This window comes from Spirosoma endbachense (genome assembly GCF_010233585.1).
Classification (GTDB): Bacteria; Bacteroidota; Bacteroidia; order Cytophagales; family Spirosomataceae; genus Spirosoma; species Spirosoma endbachense.
Genome location: NZ_CP045997.1, coordinates 8460410 through 8483960, shown reverse-complemented (window position 1 = coordinate 8483960; position 23551 = coordinate 8460410). Strand labels below are relative to the sequence as shown.

At 48.1% G+C, this 23551-nt stretch carries 19 protein-coding genes; 11 read left to right on the top strand and 8 right to left on the bottom strand.

What is annotated here, in order from left to right:
• The first annotated feature begins 197 nt into the window (after nucleotides 1–197).
• The 11 genes from GJR95_RS34360 (at nucleotide 198) to GJR95_RS34310 (ending at nucleotide 15266) form a co-directional block, all read left to right on the top strand.
• Complete coding sequence (locus GJR95_RS34360) at nucleotides 198–2516, top strand: ATP-binding protein (protein WP_162390155.1); 2319 nt, start codon at nucleotides 198–200, stop codon at nucleotides 2514–2516.
• A 31-nt stretch (nucleotides 2517–2547) separates the two neighbouring features.
• Nucleotides 2548–5511, top strand: a complete 2964-nt coding sequence (locus GJR95_RS42380) for a ligand-binding sensor domain-containing protein (RefSeq protein ID WP_232540958.1) — start codon at nucleotides 2548–2550, stop codon at nucleotides 5509–5511.
• On the top strand, nucleotides 5504–6988 hold the full coding sequence (locus GJR95_RS34350; protein ID WP_162390154.1) for a sigma-54-dependent transcriptional regulator: 1485 nt from the start codon (nucleotides 5504–5506) through the stop codon (nucleotides 6986–6988). Before GJR95_RS42380 ends, GJR95_RS34350 begins: the two co-directional genes overlap by 8 nt.
• A gap of 553 nt (nucleotides 6989–7541) precedes the next feature.
• Nucleotides 7542–7781, top strand: coding sequence for a hypothetical protein (locus GJR95_RS34345; RefSeq protein ID WP_162390153.1), 240 nt, complete (start codon nucleotides 7542–7544; stop codon nucleotides 7779–7781).
• A 29-nt stretch (nucleotides 7782–7810) separates the two neighbouring features.
• On the top strand, nucleotides 7811–9070 hold the full coding sequence (locus GJR95_RS34340) for a hypothetical protein (RefSeq protein ID WP_162390152.1): 1260 nt from the start codon (nucleotides 7811–7813) through the stop codon (nucleotides 9068–9070).
• 211 nt (nucleotides 9071–9281) lie between these two features.
• Entirely contained in the window at nucleotides 9282–9860 is a 579-nt protein-coding gene (locus GJR95_RS34335; RefSeq protein ID WP_162390151.1) for a hypothetical protein, read from the top strand.
• Between the two features lie 248 nt (nucleotides 9861–10108).
• Nucleotides 10109–10612, top strand: a complete 504-nt coding sequence (locus tag GJR95_RS34330) for a RidA family protein (protein WP_162390150.1) — start codon at nucleotides 10109–10111, stop codon at nucleotides 10610–10612.
• 43 nt (nucleotides 10613–10655) lie between these two features.
• Nucleotides 10656–11522, top strand: a complete 867-nt coding sequence (locus GJR95_RS34325) for an alpha/beta fold hydrolase (RefSeq protein WP_162390149.1) — start codon at nucleotides 10656–10658, stop codon at nucleotides 11520–11522.
• 155 nt (nucleotides 11523–11677) lie between these two features.
• Nucleotides 11678–12697: a proline iminopeptidase-family hydrolase gene (locus GJR95_RS34320; RefSeq protein ID WP_162390148.1), complete on the top strand. Its 1020-nt coding sequence runs from the start codon at nucleotides 11678–11680 to the stop codon at nucleotides 12695–12697.
• A gap of 14 nt (nucleotides 12698–12711) precedes the next feature.
• The gene (locus GJR95_RS34315) at nucleotides 12712–13875 is read left to right on the top strand and encodes a DmpA family aminopeptidase (protein ID WP_162390147.1); all 1164 of its coding nucleotides are present in this window, start codon (nucleotides 12712–12714) and stop codon (nucleotides 13873–13875) included.
• Nucleotides 13876–13973: 98 nt separating this feature from the next.
• Nucleotides 13974–15266: a M20 family metallo-hydrolase gene (locus GJR95_RS34310; RefSeq protein WP_162390146.1), complete on the top strand. Its 1293-nt coding sequence runs from the start codon at nucleotides 13974–13976 to the stop codon at nucleotides 15264–15266.
• 134 nt (nucleotides 15267–15400) lie between these two features.
• Here GJR95_RS34310 and GJR95_RS34305 read toward each other — a convergent pair whose 3' ends face one another.
• The 8 genes from GJR95_RS34305 to GJR95_RS34270 form a co-directional block, all read right to left on the bottom strand.
• The gene (locus GJR95_RS34305; protein ID WP_162390145.1) at nucleotides 15401–16207 is read right to left on the bottom strand and encodes a helix-turn-helix domain-containing protein; all 807 of its coding nucleotides are present in this window, start codon (nucleotides 16205–16207) and stop codon (nucleotides 15401–15403) included.
• 243 nt (nucleotides 16208–16450) lie between these two features.
• Nucleotides 16451–17251 (bottom strand): SDR family NAD(P)-dependent oxidoreductase, encoded by an 801-nt coding sequence (locus GJR95_RS34300; protein WP_162390144.1) that lies wholly within the window; start codon nucleotides 17249–17251, stop codon nucleotides 16451–16453.
• Nucleotides 17252–17427: 176 nt separating this feature from the next.
• Nucleotides 17428–18318: an oxidoreductase gene (locus GJR95_RS34295; RefSeq protein WP_162390143.1), complete on the bottom strand. Its 891-nt coding sequence runs from the start codon at nucleotides 18316–18318 to the stop codon at nucleotides 17428–17430.
• A gap of 174 nt (nucleotides 18319–18492) precedes the next feature.
• Complete coding sequence (locus tag GJR95_RS34290) at nucleotides 18493–18954, bottom strand: VOC family protein (RefSeq protein WP_162390142.1); 462 nt, start codon at nucleotides 18952–18954, stop codon at nucleotides 18493–18495.
• 195 nt (nucleotides 18955–19149) lie between these two features.
• A complete protein-coding gene (locus GJR95_RS34285) occupies nucleotides 19150–19653 on the bottom strand; it encodes a DoxX family protein (protein ID WP_162390141.1) in 504 nt (167 codons plus the stop codon).
• A gap of 53 nt (nucleotides 19654–19706) precedes the next feature.
• Nucleotides 19707–20069 carry a nuclear transport factor 2 family protein gene (locus GJR95_RS34280; protein WP_162390140.1) on the bottom strand — a complete coding sequence of 121 codons (363 nt, stop codon included), beginning with the start codon at nucleotides 20067–20069 and terminating at the stop codon, nucleotides 19707–19709.
• 104 nt (nucleotides 20070–20173) lie between these two features.
• A complete protein-coding gene (locus tag GJR95_RS34275) occupies nucleotides 20174–20758 on the bottom strand; it encodes a Crp/Fnr family transcriptional regulator (RefSeq protein ID WP_162390139.1) in 585 nt (194 codons plus the stop codon).
• A 15-nt stretch (nucleotides 20759–20773) separates the two neighbouring features.
• Nucleotides 20774–23491: a DUF5686 and carboxypeptidase regulatory-like domain-containing protein gene (locus GJR95_RS34270; RefSeq protein WP_162390138.1), complete on the bottom strand. Its 2718-nt coding sequence runs from the start codon at nucleotides 23489–23491 to the stop codon at nucleotides 20774–20776.
• Between the last annotated feature and the right edge of the window lie 60 nt (nucleotides 23492–23551).

Below are 23551 nucleotides of genomic sequence, written 5' to 3'. Positions count from 1 at the left end.
GTGAATGCGTCCAGTAATTTTTCCACTGCTTTTTACTGCATTTTCTTAGAAATGAGCTCCTATACTCATCTATGCCCATTTAGATCAGCTATCCATTCTGGTCAGAAAACAGGAATGAAACTTGATGGCTATTGGACAGGGCTCTAACGCCTTGATTACCTCCATTGGTCAGGTGATTCCGGTTTGACAATCAGAAAATGGCAGATAGCACGAAAACGGACGAGAAAACGCTGCGACTGTCGCACTTTACGGTTGAAAATGCGCTCGAAGCCATCATGCTGATTGATCAACATGGGCAGGTATATCGGGCAAATAAAGCAGCGGGGTATTTGCTGGATTATACGGTTAGTGAGCTAAAGCAACTGACATTTTTCGATTTCAGCATCGAGTACGATGCCAGTCGTTTTGCCCGTCTGTGGAAATCATTGGAAAACCTCCCGACGCTAACCTTTGAAACCAGACAGCGCCGGAAAAGCGGTCTACTGCTTCAGGCTGAGGTAGGCATGAATTTAATCAACTTCGAAGGCGATCGATACCTGTGTTGTTTCCTGCGCGATATAACCGAACGGAGTCAATTGGACGAAACGCTACGATTGATTTCAGAAGGAACGGCGGGCGTGACGGGTATGGATTTTTTTCAGACCCTCGTTCGCCATATTACCACCACGCTTCAGGTACGGTTTGCGTTGGTCACCGAATGCGCTAACGTAGAAAAAACACGGGTGCGAACACTGGCTTACGTAGAAGACGATCGGCTCCTTGAAAACATCGAGTACGACCTCTCCGACACACCGTGCAGTATTGTGATGCAGGGCCGGGATTTTTATTATCCCTACGATGTTGAACTGAATTTTACCAAAGAAGTCGGCATTGAGTCATACGTTGGCGTACCTATCAACGACCGGGGTGGCCAGGTAATCGGACATATCGCTATCTGCGACCATCGGCCCTTGCTGAACCAACAGAAATACCTGAGCATACTGCGCATTTTTGCATCGCGGTCGGGGGCCGAAATCGAGCGGAAAGTTGCGGAAGAAAAACTACTTCAGACGCAGGAACAACTGGAAGCAACGGTTATTGAGCGAACGCGGGAATTTCTGAAAGCCAAAGAGGCCGCTGAAATGGCGAATCAGGCCAAAAGTGAATTTCTGGCCAATATGAGCCACGAGTTACGGACTCCCCTCAACGGCATTCTGGGGTATACACAGCTATTCCGGCGAGACCAATCCCTGACTGGTAATCAGCAGAATGGCATCAATATCATTCATAACTGCGCCGAAAACCTGCTGGTGCTCATCAATGACGTATTGGATCTGTCGAAAATTGAAGCGCAGAAGCTGGAACTCGACCAGAACCCGTTCAGCCTGAATGAATTGTTGACCAATATCACCAGCCTGATTCAGGTGAAGGCAGAGCAGAAAAATCTGACGTTCTTCTACAAAGCCCCAGATCCCATACCTGAACTGGTACTTGGTGACGAGCGTAAACTGCGTCAGGTTCTCATTAATCTGCTGGGTAATGCCGTCAAATTCACCGACAAAGGAGGTGTTTCCCTAAAAGTGAACTATGCGCCCGGCGAAAATCAGGTCAGTTTTCAGGTTGACGATACCGGTGTTGGTATTCCGCATGATAAGTTAGATCAGATTTTTCTACCCTTTCAGCAACTCCGCGAAGAGGGGCGTTTTGTGGAAGGAACAGGATTAGGGCTGACCATTACCGAAAAATTAGTCACCATAATGAACGGCGAATTACGGGTTACCAGCACTCTGGGCAAGGGTAGTTCGTTCCGGATAACGCTCAATTTGCCCGCTATTGCTTCGTCGTGGCAAGTGATTGCCAAACGTAATCGTCAGATTAGCGGCTATCAGGGAACGCAGCGAACGATTCTGATCGTCGATGACCACTGGGAGAACCGGTCGGTATTGACAAACTTGCTGGAGCCGCTTGGTTTTCGAACAATAGAGGCCGAAAACGGAGCCGTCGCTCTAACGCGTGCACGGGAATTCACACCCGATCTGGTGCTGATGGATCTGGTAATGCCTTACATGGATGGATTCGAGGCTGTTCGGCAATTTCGCAGGCAGCACGCTTTTTCTGCCGTTAAGATTATTGCGCTCTCCGCCAGTATCCTGAACAGTTACCAATTAAGCATTGATGCGGGTAGCGACGATTTTCTGCCTAAACCCATCCACATCGAGCAATTGCTGAATGCTGTTCAGAAACAGCTACAATTAACCTGGATCTATTCCGATCTAGCTCCCCTGTCGGCAAGTGGACCGATGAAAGCGAACGATTTCGGTCCCGGAGGCAGTCCCGTTCGCTTTCCGCCGATACACCAACTCGAAGATCTCTACGCTACAGCCCTTACTGGCGATATTCAGGGCGTGCTGACACGATTGGATTCGATAGGTACTGCCGAACAGGATAGCACCGCGTTTGTCAACTCAATTCGAGAACTGGCTCGCCAATTCGACATGAAACAGATGCGTGAATACCTAAAATCTTGTTTAAGATAATAAGCCGCACCTCCTTGATAGTTAACAGGATATGAACGTTCGGAATTTACTGATTCTTGTTGGATTACTAGTCGGTTGGGCAGGAAGGGCGCAAGAAACGGGAAGTCCACTTATGCAGCATTTCAGCCCTAAAGATTATCAGGCACATCCCGAAAATCGGGCCATTGTTCAGGATCAACGAGGGGTCATCTATGTGGGTAATTACAACGGACTGCTCGAATACGATGGCTCCTCCTGGCGGCTCATCGATGTACCAGGACTAACCGTTCGATCTCTGGGCGTTGCCGGCAATGGTACGGTTTTCGTCGGTACTCAAACGGATTTTGGTTATCTAAAAGCCACCCCGACAGGGCAAACGCAGTTCGTATCACTGTCGCATAAGCTACCGGCTACTGACCGAAACGTGCCGCCTGTCTGGCGATTATTCTGTACGCCGGAAGGGGTCTATTTCTGTACATTCGAGAAGATCATTCGCTATCGGCCGAACGAGTCAGTGCGAGTCTGGTATCCGAAGCGCCAATTTAAGTTAGCGAGTTATGCCCGGCAAAGGTTGTTCGTTCAGGAGGATGGGGTTGGGCTGATGCAGATCGACAAAGGGGGAACGATTAAACCTGTACCGGCAGGAAATCAGTTTGCCAATGTCTCCATACAGTCTGTCCTGCCTTTTACCGATCAGACATTACTGATCGTGACGCAACACAATGGATTGTTTCTCTATGATGCACCATTCCTGCATTCCGGACCCGGTCAGGCGTCTGTTACACGATTTATCACAACCGAAGACGAGTGGCTCCGGCGCACTGATCTTTCACAGGCAATTGCCCTGCCGGATTCAACGACTGGGCGCATTCGTTACGCTATTGCGAGCCTTCGTGGAGGCATTCGTATTCTTGAGCAAGACGGTCGGCTTTGGCAGCGAATCAATGAGCAAACCGGCTTAACAAAGAACCGGGTGCACAGTTTGTTTCTGGATCAACAGCAAACGCTTTGGGCGGGATTGGCGAACGGCATCAATAAAATTGAAATCAATAACCCGATTACCCGTTTTGGAGCCACTCAGAATATCCGTGCTACCGTCTGGGATGTACTTCGACACCAGCAGCAACTCTATGCAGGCACCAATACCGGACTGGTTTATTTAAACGAAAAGACTGAATCGTTCCAGCCTGTACCTGGTTCCGAGTCGCCTTGCTGGGATATGATCTCCTTCAATCAGGATTTGCTGGTTGGGTCGATGGGAGCGGTTCTTCGGGTTCGGGATGGGAAAGTCCAGCAATCGGTACACATGAGTGGCGGAATGGCCTATGCACTCACTCGGTCAAGAATAGATACAACTGTAGTGTTTGCTGCCATGTTTGATGGGGTCAACGTACTGCGATTTACGAACGGACGCCTTCAATGGCTTGGATCTTTACAAGGTATTGCGGGCGAGTGCTGGTCGATTGTGGAAGATTCAACCGGAAATCTCTGGGTCGGTACGCACCTACAGGGTTTTTACTACGTCAATCTAGCAAAAGGTATCCGCCTGAATCCGCCGATTCGTCACTATGGGCTTACGAAAGGGCTCAATCAATTAACCTGGAATTACGTCTTTTCAACCCCAGAAGGGCTGTTTTTTACGACAAAAAATCGCATTTACCGATACCAGGTCCGAAGCGATCGTTTTATAGAAGATCCCCGCTTTACCGCTCTTTTTCATAATCCGGCGACGACCGGGTCGCCTTATTTCGCGCAGGACCAGAAGCGCACATTCTGGTTTTCGAGTCCACTGGGTGTTTTGCGTCACCAGGGTAATGGCGCCTTTGCCTACGATAGCACCAGTCTGTTGCCCTGCCAGCGTGGCGGTTTCGCGGTTTATACGGATACCGATGCCAGCATCTGGATTGGCAATGATGAAGCATTGTATCGCTACAACGACAGCAAAAAACTGCCCAAACGCCCCTATTCAGCCCTTATTCGGAAAATACGCCTGACTGAGTCAGACTCGCTCCTGGCAATCGGGAACCAGAGTAAATCGCCAGCCCTTAAACTCAATTATCACGATCGGGCCATCACGTTCCACTTCGCTGCGGGCAGTTTTGTGGGCGAGAGCGGCAATGAATTTCAATACCGGCTGATGGGTCATGGCCTGATGATGGACGATACGAACTGGTCGAAATGGACGAAGGAAACAAAAAAAGAGTACACCAATCTGCCCGCCGGGATGTATACGTTTTTCGTTCGGGCCAGCAATCCATACCATCAGCTTAGTCAGGAAAGTACCTACGTGTTTACTGTACTTCCACCCTGGTATCAGACGAAAATAGCCTATCTGCTCTACAGTTTTGCCATCTCACTGGGTCTGATTGGATTGATTCGCTTCTATACCCGCCATCTGACCAACGAGAAAACAAAACTGGAACGACTGGTGCAGGCCAGAACCGCGCAGGTTGTCCAGCAAAAAGAAGAACTCGAAGCGCAGGCTGTTCACCTAAAAGCGGCCAAGGAAGCGGCCGAAACGGCGAACCGGGCTAAAAGTGAATTTCTGGCCAATATGAGCCACGAACTACGGACTCCCCTCAATGGTATTCTGGGTTTTGCACAACTGTTGCGGCAGGATGCTGCCTTGACGGATAACCAGATGAAGGGCGTTCGGATCATTGAGGAAAGCGGGGCGCATCTGTTGACGCTCATCAATAAACTGCTTGCCATTACCCGAGTCGAAGGTCTTGAAAATGGCGTATGGAACGGAAATTTGGAAAGTATTACACTCAAAAGCATTGATACACAAACACATACCGAACCACTCCAGTTGCCCCCTGTTCAGTACCTCGAAGCCTTGCATGAGCTAGCCATGACGGGCGACATTCAGGGTATTTTGACCCAGCTCCGTCTTGTTGAAACGCTTGATTCGCACTATCAGCCCTTTGTGAAAGAGATTCGGGATATGGCCGACGAATTCGATACAAAGCATATCCGACAGTACCTTAAAACTTGCCTGGAAACCCATGATTGATCAGCCCGACAACCCATCTGCCAACATTCTGATTGTTGACGATACACCCAATAATATCAGCATCCTATTCGAAACCCTAAGTAGCCATGGCTACAAAGTACTGGTTGAACGTGATGGGAAAAGCGCCCTTGAGCAAATTCGGTATGCCCGTCCTGATTTAGTGTTGCTCGACGTGATGATGCCCGGTATGGATGGCTTTGAAACGTGTCGACGACTCAAGCTCAATCCGGACACACACGACATCCCGGTGATTTTCATGACAGCTTTGTCGGAAACGATTGACAAGGTCAACGGCTTTAACATGGGGGCCGTCGACTACATCACCAAGCCTTTTCAGCTTCAGGAAGTACTGTCGCGCATTAACACGCACCTTACGCTTCGCAAACTACGCTGGGAACTCCAGCAGGCAAACCAACTGCTCGAACAGCGTGTGGCAGAGCGGACAGAAGCGCTCTCGAAGGCATTAAAAGAGGTTGAAAATCTGACGACTCAGCTGCAGGCCGAGAATGTTTATCTGCGCGAAGAGATTAAGTCGAAAAGTAATTTTGAAGAAATCGTCACGGAGAGTAAGCCGTTTCGAAAAGTACTCTCGCTGGTAGAGCAGGTAGCCTCAACGAATACAACGGTGCTGATTCTGGGGGAATCGGGCACAGGAAAGGAACTGCTTGCACGGGCAGTGCATAATCTCAGTACCCGCCGAAACCGACCATTAGTCAAATTAAACTGTGCCGTTCTACCCGCTACCTTGATCGAAAGTGAGCTATTTGGGCATGAAAAAGGTGCGTTTACCGGCGCTACAATCCAGAAAATCGGCCGCTTTGAACTAGCGAATGGTGGTACTATTTTTCTGGATGAAATCGGAGAGATGCCGATCGAACTCCAGGCCAAACTGCTTCGGGTGTTGCAGGAAGGGGAGTTTGAGCGAGTGGGCAGCAGTAAAACCCTGAAAGTCAATGTTCGGGTGATTGCCGCCACCAACCGCAATTTAGAGAACGAAATTCGGGAAGGGCGGTTTCGGGAGGATCTGTATTATCGGTTGAACGTTTTTCCGCTCCAAAGCCCGCCTTTGCGCGAGCGGAAAGAAGACATTCCTTTACTGGTACAACATTTCTGCGCGAAACACGGCCCCAGTATCGGTCGAAAAATAGAGGTCATTACGCAGGATGTTATGGATGCCTTGATTGCCTACAACTGGCCGGGAAATATCCGCGAACTCGAAAATATTGTCGAGCGCTCGCTGATCATCTCATCGGGCCGCCGGCTTGAACTGGGAGAATGGTTATTACGCAAAGGTACACTTGACAAAAAATTAGGCCCCATTACGTTGGAGGAGTGTGAAAAGGCTCATATTTTATCCGTACTGGAAATGACTCGCTGGAAAGTAAGCGGTAAAAACGGGGCGGCAGCCATCCTGGATGTAATTCCTACCACGCTGGAGTCGAAGATGAAAAAATTGGGTATCAGCCGGAGTGCCTGATCGTTATACGACTCTAAACCCATTTAATTCGACTACAGGTTGGCCTGGTTTTCCGATAATGATCCCAGGCTTTCTAGTAATCTCATCGATCAGGTCAAGCCTGGGCGGATACCGAAGTAATACAAAAACGCCCGATCTCAAGGAGAACGGGCGTTCAATTCTATACACACTTTCAGATAATATATACTCAGTGGCCAGGTATAAATTATCTGAATCTAAAAGTACTTACCAGGAGGTTTATAACTAACGGATACAAATTCTGTCAGCATGAACGTATTCGGCATCCATTGCCCATGATCTGCAACAGAAAAGGACTCTGTCAACGGAAGGAGAAAGTCATTCAGCATTGACATTCCGGCATGAATGCCGGTTGGCAGGAAAAGCGATAGGGTTAATCATCGGCTGCGGTGGCAGGGGCGTCGCGAAAGTCCTGAGAACTCTCCTATAATTTACTGAAGATCAGTTTTTTCACCCGGTAAAATACGGGAATTTACCCGTGTGGCTGTGTTCCTGAAGGCTTACCTTTAGATGCCTTTTAGACCTTTAAGAACCCATGGCTTTCTTCTTTGATTCACACATTCATCCCTCGCTGAAAAAGCAGTTTGCTAACCCCGTTGAAGTGCCTGTTTCAGGGCTTCCTGCGGTTAACTCCTGGCGGACAATCGATACAGAAGATTTTAACGTGAGTCTACCTGCTTCGTTACCTATTGATAAGGTCGCAGATCGGATATTTTTTGAAAATGGACGTGATTTTGTCATTGCCCGACTGGATGCAATTAATGCGTTACCCTAGTGCTAGGTTTCCTTCAGGTCTACACAGCTATGCATCGATATTTATACGGCCTCTTTTTCATCTGGGTCTTGTCCGGTAGCTATAAAGTTGCTGGACAACCTACGCCTTTGTTTCCGCTAAAGCAGGGGAAAATAGAGGCCGTTCTCAATAAGGATTCGTCGAGGCTGGCGGTTAAAAAATTCCGGAACTACCTCTATAAAAAGCTATATCGTTGGAATGGGTTACAGAATTATGTGAGCCCTCCTTTTTCGGAATGGCACCTGGGAAACCAGACAACACATCGTAATTATTACCTCTCTGCTGATATCAACCCACATTTCTTTCTATTTAACGACATGAAAGGAAGCGTAGCGATCGATCTGACTCCCCGGTATATCGTACGAATTCTAAGAGACAGTAGTTACTCGCCCCGCGATCATCAAAATGCAACATGGGACCGGTCGTTTCCCGTACGGACGCCCAGCTATTTGCCTGGAGGGACCGTTTACTTTGCGATGCCCAATCTGAATCGTGAAAAACTGGAAGCCTTCAGCGTTTTTGAGTCGGAAAGCGATCGTTATCTGCCGTATCGTTATTACAGTTTCTCACTTTTCCATCACTCAAATGGGCAGGATGGGAGAAACGATGATCCTGCTCGTCCGCCCAATCGGAATTTCAACATCTATAATGGCAATTTCTCCGTCAATTTAGTCACTGAGTTAGGCGTTACCTGGGGCTATTGGAAAAAAGGGGGGCAAACCTCACTGAATGAGTTAGCTGCAACGAAGACAAACGTTCATAATTGGGACAAAATTCGGAGTTGGTTTATTGGCGTTGAACATGTGCTGATACCAGGTGAGCCTTCGCTGAAATGCAATTGCTATAGCCTCGCTAAACTGCATTTGCGGGGACAGTGGATTGATGTAGCCCACTATAATGACCCTCAGACCTTAGGCATCATACCCGATTCGCAGTATGAAAAACAGCGTTTTATTGTCGATGTATCGATCGGTTCCAGTAAATACATAGGTGCGGGTTCGGGTCCGTGGCGACTCTGGCCCAATGTTGAGTTTCGATACCATGCTGGCTTTTATCAGGCACTGCGTAGTTCAACGACATCGGCTTTTATTGCCGTCGGTTATCGCAGCCAGGATATTTATAATATCTATCTCGAAGACAGTTACCCGTTTGTCCAGCTAGGACTTGTCATGGGCTTTAAGGTTCACAATGATCAGCGGGAACCGTTTATGGATGGCTGGTTTGTTCCCGCGAAACAGGCTAAGCAATCTCAACAGGCTAAAAGTCAATAAGAGCGCCTTTACAGCCTGACCGTGTTACCTGTCAGGCCTTTGGCTTGGAGCCGTGCCACGGTTTCTAATCGTGTTTCTAGTAACCTTGGCACGGTTCCAAGCCAAAGGCTTACCTATAAAAGCAGCAAATAGTCCTCGCAGGTTTGACTAAAAATTACGGGGTTCTGGTAGTTAAAATCAACTTACAAACAGTTTCTAAATTCCTACTCCAATGTCTATTAGCCTAAATCCTCAACTCACAGCCGAATACGAAAGTCTGTTTGGCTCTTGTCTGATTAATCCCGCGAAACAGAATGAAGCCGTAAAAATCAAAAACAAAATAGTGGCCAATAAAGCAGTCTATGAACTGGTGGAGAACGCTACCAGTGTACCCTGGTTTGTTGTAGCCGTTATCCACAGCTTAGAGGGTGGGCTAAATTTTAAAACTCATTTGCACAATGGCGATCCGTTAAGTGCCAAAACGGTTCATGTCCCGAAGAACCGCCCTCCCGGAAAAGCCCCATTTACCTGGCAGGAAAGTGCTATCGATGCGTTAATTTTTGATGGTTTATCAGGTGTGCAAAATTGGCCTTTGCCCGTCATTCTGTTTAAACTGGAAGGTTTTAATGGGTTTGGCTACAGAATTAGGCACCCGGAAGTATTGACTCCTTACTTATGGAGTTTCACCAATCATTATCAAAAAGGAAAATTTACGCAGGATGGTAAATTTGACCCAAAAGCTGTATCAAAACAATGTGGTGCTGCGGCCATTCTGCAAGTAATGGTGGCTGATGGCGATATACTAATTTAGGCGTCGGTGCCGACGATGTATTTTGTTTAAAGTAAGTCAGAAAATAGTAAGTCGAGGAACGTCCCGATTGACTCGTTGTCGCTTACCGGGTATCAAAATCCCGAAAAACACCCATTTCTGCAACAATAAGCGAAATATTTGGTACTATATCAGAAGCTTTTTCGCGAGTATCGTCGGAAACTTGTAGCGGCAAAATCAACTTGATTTTGCCGCTACAAGTTTTTTTACGTTTAACCCCTCCTCAACTTATGCAAATTGATCAATTCACACGAGTTTTGACTACCTCAATTGCCCTACTTATGGTTGCCGTTAGCTGCACCTCAACACCAGATGAAGCCGATGAGAAAACAATAGCTCAAACCGACACGCTGGACTATTTCCTGCTACGGCCTGAGGTCGAAAAAAGTTACGGCTATTCAAACGCCGTCCGGATTGGCAACGATCTGAAAATATCGGGGGTCGCCAGCATGGACGATGCCGGGAACTTAATAGCCCCTGGCAACCTGAGAGAACAAATGAAAAACTGCTATGCTGACCTTGGCAAAGTACTGAAACACTACGGCTACACTTTCGACGACGTTGTGGTTGAGAATGTGTATACGACCAACATGCCTGAGTTTATCAATCAATCGGGATATAGAAATTCGATTTACCAAAAGAATTTCCCCACAGGTACGTGGCTCGAAGTCAAAGGGCTGGCGTTACCGGGTCAATTGATTGAAATTAACCTGGAAGCCCATAAGACCCAATAAGTTGGGTATATTGTCTTCATAAAACATTGGAACAGCCCAAACCATGAGCGTATCAAAAAAACTACTCCTCTCCGTGGTCACCGCTTTGTTGACGTTATCTGCTTTTGCCCAATCGACATTACCCGTTGCTTCGACTGGTAACACGGAGTATGGCAACAATGCCAAAGTTGGAAAATACGCCAAAATCCGGGGTTTCAACATGTATTACGAAGTCTATGGTACGGGTAAACCTCTGCTCTTCATTCACGGTAACGGTGGTTCGATCAATAACTTCAAAAACCAGATTCCGTATTTTACCAAAAATTACAAAGTGATTCTGGCCGATAGCCGGGCGCAGGGAAAATCGACAGATCCTGCCGATTCGCTTACCTACGAAATGATGGCCGACGACTTTAATGCCCTGCTGAATCAGCTGCATGTGGATTCATGCTACGTTGTTGGCTGGAGCGACGGAGGCATCGATGGATTGCTGTTAGCGATGCGGCATCCTGAAAAGGTAAAGAAACTGGCCATTACCGGGGCAAATTTATGGCCCGATACAACGGCCGTTGAGCCTGATCTTTTTCAATGGATCGTATCGACTAATGATAGCCTGGCGAAGGTTCCGCAAATACCGACGGTCAAAGCGCAGAAGAAATTGCTCAGCTTGATGATATTCCATCCGCATATCTCAACGGCGGATCTGAAACAGGTGAAATGTCCGACGCTGGTTATCGGTGGCGATAATGACGTGATTCTGCCAAAGCACACGATGGCCATTGCTCAGGCAATTCCACAATCGTATCTATGGATTTTACCCAATTCCGGCCATTCGACACTCATCGGTTACAAGGATATGTTCAATCAGGTCGTCGGCGATTTTTTCAAAACACCTTACCGAAAAATAAAAGGCATGGGCCAGCTCGACTAGGTGTACGAATAATTACTGCCTGAACTTTGCTCCTGTATGACTTTCGTGCTGTGCCACGGTTAGTCATGACACTTAAAAATAACCACGGTCCGCCGTGCAGTGACACGGCACGAAAGTCCTGATCTGAATACATCAACTTTCTCACTACTTAACCCATGCGTTTACTCTCCTTCCTTGTAGCGATTTGCCTTCTTGTTTCCTGCAAACAGAACGATACGTCAACGGCTGTCTCCGTCGCAGATTATTTTAGTTATGGTGATTCACTGGAATCGGCAGGGGTAAAACTAATCCCGATTAAAACGCCAGCGGGTGAGTTCAAGGTCTGGACAAAACGGTTTGGCAACAATCCAAAAATAAAGATCCTGCTATTGCACGGTGGCCCCGCCATGACGCATGAGTACATGGAATGTTTTGAGACGTTTTTTCAGCGACAGGGCTTTGAATTTTATGAATACGATCAATTAGGTTCTTACTACAGCGATCAGCCCAAAGACACCGGCCTCTGGACAACCGAACGATTTGTTGAGGAAGTCGAACAGGTTCGCCAGGCTATTGGAGCCGACAGTTCAAATTTCTATGTGCTTGGCAATTCATGGGGTGGTATTCTGGCAATGGAGTATGCCCTGAAGTACCAAAGGCATTTGAAAGGATTACTGGTTGCCAATATGATGGCCAGCGCCCCTGAATATGGAAAATATGCGGATGACGTGCTTGCCAAACAAATGAAGCCCGAAGTGCTTGCGGAAGTTCGGGCGATTGAAGCGAAAAAGGATTTCACGAATCCGCGTTATATGGAATTGCTCATTCCCAATTTCTATCATGAACATTTATGCCGTCTGGCCGAATGGCCTGATGGCTTTAACCGGTCTATGAAACATGCCAACAATGACATTTATGTGTTGATGCAGGGGCCGAGTGAGTTTGGGATTAGCGGTCGACTTGCCAGGTGGGATATTAAAAATCGCCTGAACGAACTGACAGTCCCTACCTTGATGATTGGTGCCAAACACGATACGATGGACCCCAAGGCAATGGAGGAGCAAAGCAAACTGGTCAAAAAAGGTCGCTATCTCTATTGCCCCAACGGAAGCCATCTGGCAATGTGGGATGACCAACAGGTGTTTATGAACGGAGTCATCAAGTTTATTCACGATGTAGATTCTGGAAACTTATAAAACCGACTATTCACATGACCAACCAGTTTACCGTACTCCTTTTCGTAGTGGCAAGCCAATTTTCGGTTTTTGCCCAGAAGCCAAGAGCAAGAGAAATTGGCATTCCTTTTTCGGGAACGCCCGGAAAATTCAATGCCATAACCGATGTAAAAGGCGTAGAAGTCGGGTATAGCACCATCATATCGGGCCAGGGGAAAAATATACGGGGAAAAGGTCCCGTCAGAACAGGCGTCACCGCTATTTTACCAAGAGGCAGAACGAATAACCCTGTTTTTTCAAATTGGTATTCATTGAATGGCAATGGAGAAATGACAGGAACAACCTGGATTACTGAATCCGGATTTCTCGAAACACCCATCATGATCACCAATACAAACAGCGTGGGGGTTGTTAGAGATGCCGTCCTGAAATGGTTCGTCAAAACGGGCTGGTATAAAGAAGATTATTGGTACACGTACCCAATTGTGGCCGAAACATACGACGGCGGACTGAATGATATTTACGGGTTTCATGTCAAAGAAAGCCATGCTTTTGAGGCATTAGACAAGGCTAAATCGGGCATTTTGGAAGAGGGCAATGTGGGCGGAGGAACAGGTATGATGTGTCTGGGCTTCAAAGGGGGGACAGGAACATCGTCGAGAGTCGTAAAAATTAAAGACTCCGCCTATACCGTAGGTGTACTGGTGCAATCTAATTTTGGTACCAAACGACATTTAACCATTGCAGGCGTACCCATTGGCGAAGAACTGAAAGATACGCTGAATTATGAGATCAAAGGCCCGCCATCCTACAAACAGGAAGGGGATGGGTCTATCATTGTGGTTGTTGCCACCGACGCCCCTTTATTACCCCATCAGTTGAAACGGATAGCCACCCGAGTTTCGCTGGGCGTGGGCATTGTTGGCGGTAAAGGAAACAATGGTTCGGGAGACATTTTCATTGCCTTTTCAACCGCAAACCCAACGGCTTTTCAACGGGAAAATATCGCCAAACTCGATCAACTGCCCAATGATCAGATGAATCCGCTTTTTGAGGCCACCGTTCAGGCCGTAGAGGAATCCATTATCAACGCCATGGTTGCCGCCGAAACGATGGAGGGCATTAATGGAAATAAAGCGTATGGCCTTCCGCATAAGCGGGTCGTTGATTTACTGAAAAAGTACAGGCGAATTAAGTAAACTCAGCAGGTTTCGATAGAAAACACTAGATCGGTCTAAAAGCCTGTTTCTGAGTTCAATAAGCTAAAAACACGCGCCAAAACTTTCTGACAGAGTCCATGAAAAACACACTACTCGTTTGCCTGTTTCTGGTTTCATCTGTGGCAAGTGCCCAGGTACAGACAACCAACCTGAAAATCAATCAGCAGCGGATACAGGATCGGCTGCTGGAGTTATCGAAAATTGGCGCATTGCCCAACGGTGGAGTTGGTCGGGTCGGGTATAGCAAAGCCGATCAGGAAGGCCGGGCCTATTTTATGGGCTTGATGAAAAAAGCCGGACTCGTCGTAACGGTCGACTACGCGGGCAATATCATTGGCCGACGAAAAGGGAAGAATCCAGCCCTGAAACCCATCGCCTTTGGTTCGCACATCGATAGTGTACCCAATGGCGGTAATTACGATGGGCCTGTCGGGTCCATCAGTGGGCTGGAACTCATTGAAACTCTCAACGAAAATAACATCATCACGGAACACCCGCTGGAACTGATCATTTTTGCCAATGAAGAAGGGGGTACAATCGGTAGCGGTGCCATAATCGGAAAAATTACCCCACTCGCGTTAAAGTCGGTAACTCAAAGCGGGCTGACGATAGCCGATGGCATCCGGGCAATTGGCGGTAACCCGGATAGTCTGAGCAAAGTGGTCAGAAAAAAAGGCGATTTGACCGCTTTTATCGAACTGCACATCGAGCAGGGCGGTATCTTAATGACAGAAAATTTACAGATTGGTGTGGTAGAGGGGATTGTTGGGATTGAACACTGGGACGTAACGATTGAGGGCGCGGCCAACCATGCTGGCACAACGCCCATGAATAGTCGACGCGATGCGCTGCTGGCAGCGGCTAAACTGATTGTTGCTCTGAACGAAGTAGTTACCAGTCACGAAGGCAGGCAAGTCGGTACGGTCGGCAAAATAGCGATCGAACCCGGTGCGTATAATGTCATTCCGGGTAAAGTAGTGTTAGGCATAGAAATCAGGGATTTATCGTACGATAAAATCTGGAAACTATTTCACGAAGTAGAAGGCAAAGCCCAGGAAATTGCCAAAACCTCCGAAACGACGATCACATTTGAAAAGTCTGGTGTGCCGGTAACTCCCGCTCTCACGGCCAAACCGATTCAGGACAAAATCATCGGTGCAGCCAAATCGTTGGGCCTATCGTACCGGTATATGCAGAGTGGGGCCGGGCATGACTCGCAGGAAATGGCACAAATCGCACCCGTTGGCATGATTTTCATACCCAGCGTGGGCGGTATCAGTCATTCGCCCAAAGAATTCTCAAAAGGAGTTGACATTGGACATGGGGCCAATGTGTTATTACAAACGATGCTGGCCATCGACCGAAACTAGTACTCTTGTGATTACAAACCTATAAGGTTTTTGATACCGCTACGGCGGCCCGGCTTATAGGTTTGTAATCACAAGAGCACGAGGCAATCAAGCATTAAAATTCAAACTGAGACACCACCCATTTAAAGAAAAAGTCAGATTCTTGACGGCGATGAACCGTACATTTTTTTAAAGGCAAACGAAAAATGTGACAGGTCCTCAAAGCCCAGGTCGAGGTATACATCCGAGGGGGCTTTACCTTTTTCTTTAATTAGGTAATGCGCTTCCTGTAGCCTTTTTTGCAGTAACCAGCGACTGGGCGAACTATGAAATATCTTCTCAAAATCACGCTTAAACGTAGCAAGGCTTCTACCCGTTAAATAGGCAAACCGTTTCAACTCCACATTGAAGTGAAAGTTTTTGTTCATAAATCCTTCCAGATCAATTTTGCCCGGTTCCGAAAAGTCGAACAAAACGGTCTTTAATTCCGGATTTGTTTGCAGCAAAATCAAAATCGCTTCCTTCAATTTTATGGACTGCAGGTTTTCATTGGCCGGCTGCCGTAGCTGATCATAAGGCATCAGCGAATTCATGTAACTTTCGTAAAGTCTGGCAGGCTTTAGCTGAAGTATGGAATCGCCTTCCTGATGTTTTTCGCCATTAAAGCCATATTCCAGACTAACATTTCGAAGGGTTTCCTGATCAAGATAGACGGATATAGATTTAAATTCACCGCCTTCGGGTGGCTGCTTGTTAAATTTAACCAGGTGATTTCGTTTGCAGAATCTGAAATCACCTTCATTAAAAATATACTCTTTATTCCCGTCATTCATGGCCAGCGTCCCCGCAATCTGGTAGCTGAAAATATGCTCAGGAATGAACTGTTCGCCCTCCCGGCTTCGGGTATGGTAGCAGGAATAGAGTATTTGTGCCGATCTCTTTTCGCCCTCGAGCAGCGTCATACGGATACATGTTTATTCAAATAAACAGAAGCTGCTTAACAGCTTACGGCAGCCCCTTTTCAGCGCTTACTTTAGGCGTTAAGCAGTTACTGTTACCAGAGTCTTTGGTGAACCCAAAGAACCCAAACGGGTCATTCGTGCGAGTTCAATGTGCTTAAAGACGAACAATAATTCGTACGAATTGAATCCCGCTGGACTATTAAATGAGTTCTAATGATCCTTGCCAATAGATCATTGATCCTGTTAAAATGCCGAGCGGATGGTGCCCCCATCGACACGCAGAACGGCACCACTTATATAATCGGCATAAGAACTCGCCAGATACGAAACGGCTCCGGCTATTTCTTCCGGACGGCCAAAACGTCCTATATCATTTGGCACAAAATCACGGGCCGCATTTCGTTCAATCTCGTCCCAGGTAGTGCCCCAACCTTTAGCTGGTGCAAGATTCATCAGCAACGCTTTAACACTTGGGACAAGAATGGCTCCCGGCGCTACAACGTTTGACGTCACTCCTGAGTCTTTCAACTCGCGGGCCAGCGAAACGGCCAGATTATGGCGAGCCGCCAACGAAGCATTATAATCGGGCTGCATCGGGATCGGCTGCTGGGCAAGACCTCCACCAATCTGGATGACACGACCCCAGCCTCGCTCACGCATCTGCGGCACCAGCCGGTGTATCATTCGTACGCCGGACAACACATTCGATTCGTACGTCTCGATCCAGTTTTGGGGAGTAGCTTCCATCCAGTTCATGTGGTGATAGGCTCCGGCGTTGTTGACCAGAATGTCGATTGCTCCGCCGTTCAATGCCGTATTGGCTACGGTATCGGCACCGGAATCGGTGGCCAGATCGCCGATGGCAACATCGGCCTGACCACCTTCTGTACGAATGGCCTCCGCAACGGCATTAGCCCGATTTTCGTCACGACCATGCACTACAACGGCTGCCCCTTCGGCGGCCAGCATCCTGATAATCGCTTCGCCCAAACCGGAACTTGATCCGGTCACCAAAGCACGTTTACCTACTAATTTCAGGTCCAAAATAACCTCCTTTTTTACTTTTTATTATTTTCTGACTTCCTGCAACGGTACCCGATGTTAGTCATAAAGGCCGTGTATCCGACTGACATACAGGTATATAGTTTTATTGCTATAGATCAATGAAGTGATCTCTGGCAACGAGTAAGACAACAGCTCTCGGGGCTGATGCCTATCGTTTAATCATTACCCTTCCGGTTCACAAACGCTTTCCCTAACGCTGTTTCCAGAAAATTGGCGGCTTCATCATGATCGGTGGAGATGCTTACCGGCATCCATTTTTCGAACTCAGCCTTTCGTTCGGCGTCGGCGTGTGTCAAAAGACTGGCGGCTTCACTGCCCAGTACCAAATGCACAGGCGGCTCCGGATGCTCGACCAGATCAATCATTGCTTTTGCGGCCTTATCGGGATCACCCATTGGAACAAAGGAGCCACTCTTAAAGTAATCGGCCCTTTGGTTTACAGTTGATGCATAGTCGTCAATTGACGGAGCATAGGTCATGGACTCACCAGCCCAATCGGTACGAAATCCGCCGGGTTCTACGCTCGTTACCCGTATGCCAAGGGGAGCCACTTCTTTATTCAACGCTTCACTAAAACCACCCAGTCCAAATTTAGCGGCCTGATACATCGTTAATCCGGCATTCCCGACTCGGCCGCCTACTGAACTGATTTGCAGAATGCGACCAGAGCGCTGCTTACGCATGTAAGGCAACACAACGCGGGTTACTTCGATCGGCGCATAGAGGTTCGTTTCCAACTGGCTGCGTACCTGCTCGTCGGTAAAGGCTTCTGCGGCACCAATGATGCCAAATCCAGCGTTATTTACCAATACGTCTATACGACCAAAACGGGTTATTGCCTGTTCAACAGCGGAGATGATCTGTGCTTTATCGGTAACATCCAACCGGACCGGGTAGATCTGATCCGGATACTTCTGGGTAAGTTCTGCTAATTGTTCCGGCTTGCGGGCTGTTGCCACTACGTGGTCACCATTGGCGAGTACGGCTTCGGTAAGACTCCGTCCAAGCCCCCGTGAACTTCCTGTAATAAACCAAACTTTTGTCATTGTCTGTGATTTTTATTTTGACAAAGGTCGGCTCTATTTGGAGGGGCAACTTTGTTGAAACGCTCAAAGTTGGTTTGTTGAAACGCTCACTTTACTCAGACAGGTCTTTAAAACAGAGCGGGCAGGAATACCCTCGATGAGGTCTCCTGCCCGCTCTGTTTATGACGATATGGCTTACGCTTCTTCTAATGTTTTGATGTCAAGCTTAGACATTTTCATCATGGCTTCCATAACCCGTTTTGATTTCTCCGCGTCTTTGCTCTGCAACAGGCTATTCAATACCGACGGCACAATTTGCCACGATACCCCGAATTTGTCTTTGAGCCAGCCACAGGGGCCCTTTTCACCACCTTCAGAAAGCTTCTCCCAAAAATTGTCTACTTCCTCCTGAGTTTCGCAGTTAACGAAGAGTGAAATACCTTCGGCAAACGTAAAATGAGGTCCACCATTCAAGGCTATAAATTCCTGCCCATCGAGGTGAAACATAACAGTCATTACCGTTCCTGCCGGTGCCGGACCTGCCTCACCATACCGGGAAATGTGGTCAATTTCTGCGTTTTTAAAAATCGACGTATACAGATTCGCGGCCTCTTCGGCCTGGTCGTTGAACGTCAGGAATGTCGTGATCTTTTGCATGTTGTTTACCTTATTGCCAGTTAATACTAAGGCAAATATACGCTTGATCGTTGCCGTTAATGGAGGGCGAAAACGACAAAAAGGGGGGCTATTGCGGCACATTATTCAACGAACCATACAATGCCCAAAATCAGGCGAGATTATGCTTTTCCTTGTTCTGGCGGGCTTCCGGGCAATAGGGAAACATGAACGAATCTACCTGAGGGTTGCCGTTTGCGACTGGGGCTGACTGGCCGGGTTTTTCTCCGACGAACCAGCACGTTGCACAAGAAGACGGTCGATCGAATAGCGACCACTGCCAATAATTAGCAAGGCCAGGCTCATGCCGAAAATGAGCAGGTCCATTTCGTAACCTTCTCCTTTCTGGTTGCCGAACCAGTTCATGGAGAAGCCAACTGGCAAATGTGTGGTCAGCATCGCTCCCAGCATAACAGTAAAGGTCGCCAGTGCATTGACCCGCCCCAGCAAACCCAGCAGCAGTCCGATAGCGCCAATCGTCTCGATGCCAATGGTCAAAAGACCAATAAGCCAGGGGATATGAACCGTATCGGTGAAGAATTGCATAGTATTGCTGAAGCCAAAGCCGCCAAACCAACCGACAGCTTTCTGCAATCCATGGTATAGCATTACTGTGCCGAGCGGCAAACGAAGTACCAATCCCGCCCAATCGCTGCGGGTGGCAATGATTTTTTGAAACATGATGTTGTAAGTTATACGGCGATTAACCGTTGGGCTTCGATGATAAAAAGAGTTCAGGCGGGTACCGAATCATAGAAGAATTGCTCACGAACGATTTTGTCGTTGCGCCAGTGCTGCACCGATACCTGCGTGTAGTTTTTGCGACCCCACTCTTTGTGCGTATAGTCATACTGCCAAACGACCATCGTTACGCCATCACCCGCGGCTGTGTCGAGTACCCGAGCCGTATGTACGGCCGTGAGGTTGCTATAAAACAGCTGTTCGCGCTGACGATTTGCGGCTTTACCGATTGTAGGCGGCAATGCATTTTCCTGCATGACGACCTGTTCGTCGTAGTAGTGCTCGAAGGCATCTATTGCCCGGCCGTCGAGCACGAGCTGGTTCAGTTGTTGAATGTTGTTGAGGAGCTTGTCCATTGCTTTGTCTTTTTTTAATTGTCGTCTTGTTTTGACAGGACAAAGCTACGGCAAGCCCTTAGGCGGGTTCCTTGATGTAGTTTAGGAAATAGTATTGATCTAGTTTAAGCTTTCCGGGTAGCCAGTTGCTTTCGGATGCGGCTAAGAAACTCGGGTGTAAAACCTAAATAGGAGGCTATGAGGTGTTGAGGAACACGCTGGTCGATGCCAGGGTAACGCTCGATGAAGTGACGATAACGTTCCTCGGCGGTTTGGCTGATGGTCGCAATCACCCGTTGTTCCGCTGCCACAAACGCCCGCTGACTGAGAATACGAAAAAATCGTTCAAATTTGGGGACACGCTCATACAGCTCATCCATCGATGCCTGATCGATCTGTAAAAGCTCCGAGTCTTCGAGGGCGTCGGTATTGTAGGCCGCTGGCGATTGTGTCAGAAAACTATACAGATCGCCCGTCCACCAGTTTTCAACGGCGAACTGTACCACATGCTCGTCGCCACGATCGTCCACAAAATAGGTTCGCAGACAACCTTTAAGCACAAATGAATCGAACTTGCATACATCACCGGCCTGCACCAGGTATTGGCGTTTGCGCAGCAGTTTATACTTCAGTAACGAGGTGAAATAGTCCGTTTCGGCCGGTTCGAGCCGGATATACTGACCTACATGAGCGAGGATCGGATCGTACATAGTCATACATCAACTTTACCGGCCAAATTTCAGCGTTGTGCCAATTCGGAACCCTACTCCCTGGTATTTGGCGTCCTGCCACTGCGAAATAACTTCCACCCGGAAAAATGGCAGCACCTGTGGAATCAGGCCATCTAAACCATAGCCAACTTCGGTGTAGTGCTGCGAATTCGGCGTGTAGAGGTAATGCACAAATAGGTTCTCTTTCAGGCCAATGAGCCGAACAATTGTCAGTTGAGTTACGAGAAACTTGCGGAATTCGGCCAGAACATGCCCCTCAACAAACCGCTTTCCGGTGCTGTATTGATAATACGGCAGTAGACGAAAACTGGAGACAACATCGCCCTGCTGGAAGAAAAACTGGTTTCCCGCAAAGTGCTTGAAATCGGGGAAATACACTTGTTTGTCATTCAGAAAAGCCCCGGCACTGATCTGATAATTCAGACGGCTCCGGATGCCGGTTTCAAATGAATGGCTGATGCTGGCCTGGAGAAAATCATAATCAACGTCGGAATCAGCAACGCCATGAATACCTTTTCGGTAATTTACGGTCAGTAACGGGCTATCATTATCGCGCTGGGCCGTCCGCCGTCCATTCCGGATGATGTATTGTGTAGAACCCAGCCGCGCCGAAGCCGTTAGGTTCAGTACCAGCGCATTGTGGACCGGGAAACCCGTGTTGGTCAGTTCCGCATTTTCGGGTCGGTTGGGCGTATAGACACGATTGCGCCAGTTTATCCACGGTTTAAGGTCTTCTTTGTAGTTGGTCAGTTCTGTTCGCTGGGCATATTCCAGGCTACCGGCTAGGTTTAGTCGTTGTTTAAACGGCGACGCGCTGACAGATAGGTTCAGGAAATCTTTCTGATAGAGTTTCGCAAAATTCTGCTCGAACAGGAGCGTTGTCAGCGAATTCAAAAATGGGCTGATTGGATTATCGGAATTGAACTGATATAAATACCGTCCGCCAGAGAGACCAATTCGGGTGTTTTTGTACTGGTAGCTGGCCTGCCCGTAACCAACAAACTGCTTGCGGCCAAACTGATAGCGGCCCGTTCCACCGATATTCCATTCGCCCAATGGAATTTGCCTGAACCGATTTACCGAATCTACTCTAGCCCGATAGCGGAAATTCCACGCCCCTTCCAGTGAGTAGCCTTCAACCGTATTGTACTCGATCCGGGTGATTGGGCTGGTATAAATCAGGGAGCTGCGTTTACTCAGGCGCCATGTGTTGCCGCTCAGTAATTGGCCAATGGAAAACTTATTCGGTGATTTCTTCTTCGTTGAGTCCCGTCGGGTGGTATCGGTAGTTCCGGGGGCCTTTATCTCACGGGTTAGTCCCAGGCTATCGGCTTTGCGGTAGCTTTTGATTTCGGCGGTTGTCAGCGGCACCGACCGCAGCGAGTCCCAGAAAACATTGGATCGTTTGCGGGCCAGTGAATCGACTACCAGTGAATCGTCGCGCACAACGGTTACGTCTTCTTTCCGATTTTTGCGGGCCTGTTTTTCCTGCTTTTCGTATTCCTTGACGAGCTGCCTTAAATTTTTGGTTGAAAATTCCTTCTGCTTTTTCACCAATTCATCCAGTTGTTTGCCCTTGATATCCCCTTTGGATAGTGTTGTGGCGGGTGGCCCTTTTTTCTCATCGGCAACCTCAATTTCCTCCACAAAGGCTGGATTGACCACGAATTCGCTAAACGTAAGGTTACGGATATAGTAGCCCGTTGCTTTCACGCCCAGGTAAGACCCACTGCCATTGTAGCGTTGGTTTGTCGGCATCCAAACGCCCTGGATAGGCGTACAGACATGGCGAACGGTGAAAGAAATTCCGATGTTGTTGACCGTCTCCAGCTGCAAACTGTGAATAGCCCAGGTGTTTTCGATGATGTAGATCGTGCCTCGGAAAACGCCCTCGCCATACTGCCTTGGAATAACCTGGATTTTGCTGATTTCTATCGCTTTCCCATCCGGCCCCGGCTCCCGAAAGGTGCCCTTGTATTCAAATTTATAGTACGCAAACGCTTTGGGCGATAGGGGTGATACCGAATTAGCGATGGTTGGATTGTAAAAACTGGCGTTATAAAACTGGTTGGGGCTCAGAAAATCGCCCTGCGAATTACGATTCGCAATGATTCGCTGCCGGTAGGTATTTGGCTGACTAAACGAAACTTCGGCCACGGTTTCGTTCAGCAATGGCACACCAACTTTGAAGTTGGCCTCCTTTTCCGCTTCTTTTAGCTGCTTCCGAAACGCCATCTCGGCCAGGTTGGGAAGGTCAAGCACTGTAACTGATGATTTGGTGTAGACTCTCGCCTTAAACCGCTGTACCTGCAATTGATGAAACCGGCTTTTGGCAATGGCCCGACGCATGATCGTATAGGCCGGATCTTCGTTGCCCGCTTTCGCTTCTACCTCCGCCAGGCGAAGGGCCTGCTCCTCCAGGGTAGCGTCTAAGGTGGTAAATCCGGTTCCAATCTCTACTGGCTTCTGGATTGTCTGAAATCCCAGAAATTGAAAAACAATGGTGTACTTGCCGGGTGCCAGCGCGATTTCATAGCGCCCCTCGGCGTTGGTAATCGTACCGTTGGGTGTACCCTTAACAATGACCGCAGCATAAGGCAACGCTTCGCCCTGAGCATTCTTAACCATTCCCCGTAGGCCCGTGCCGCCCGTTTGCGCGATGCCTATTGTTGAATAAAAGAAAGCGAACAGACTAAGTAGGGTGATCTTCATGCAAGAATAGGTTGTATAGTCAGTGTCAGACGCCAGCAAGCTAACGAACGTAATTTAGCA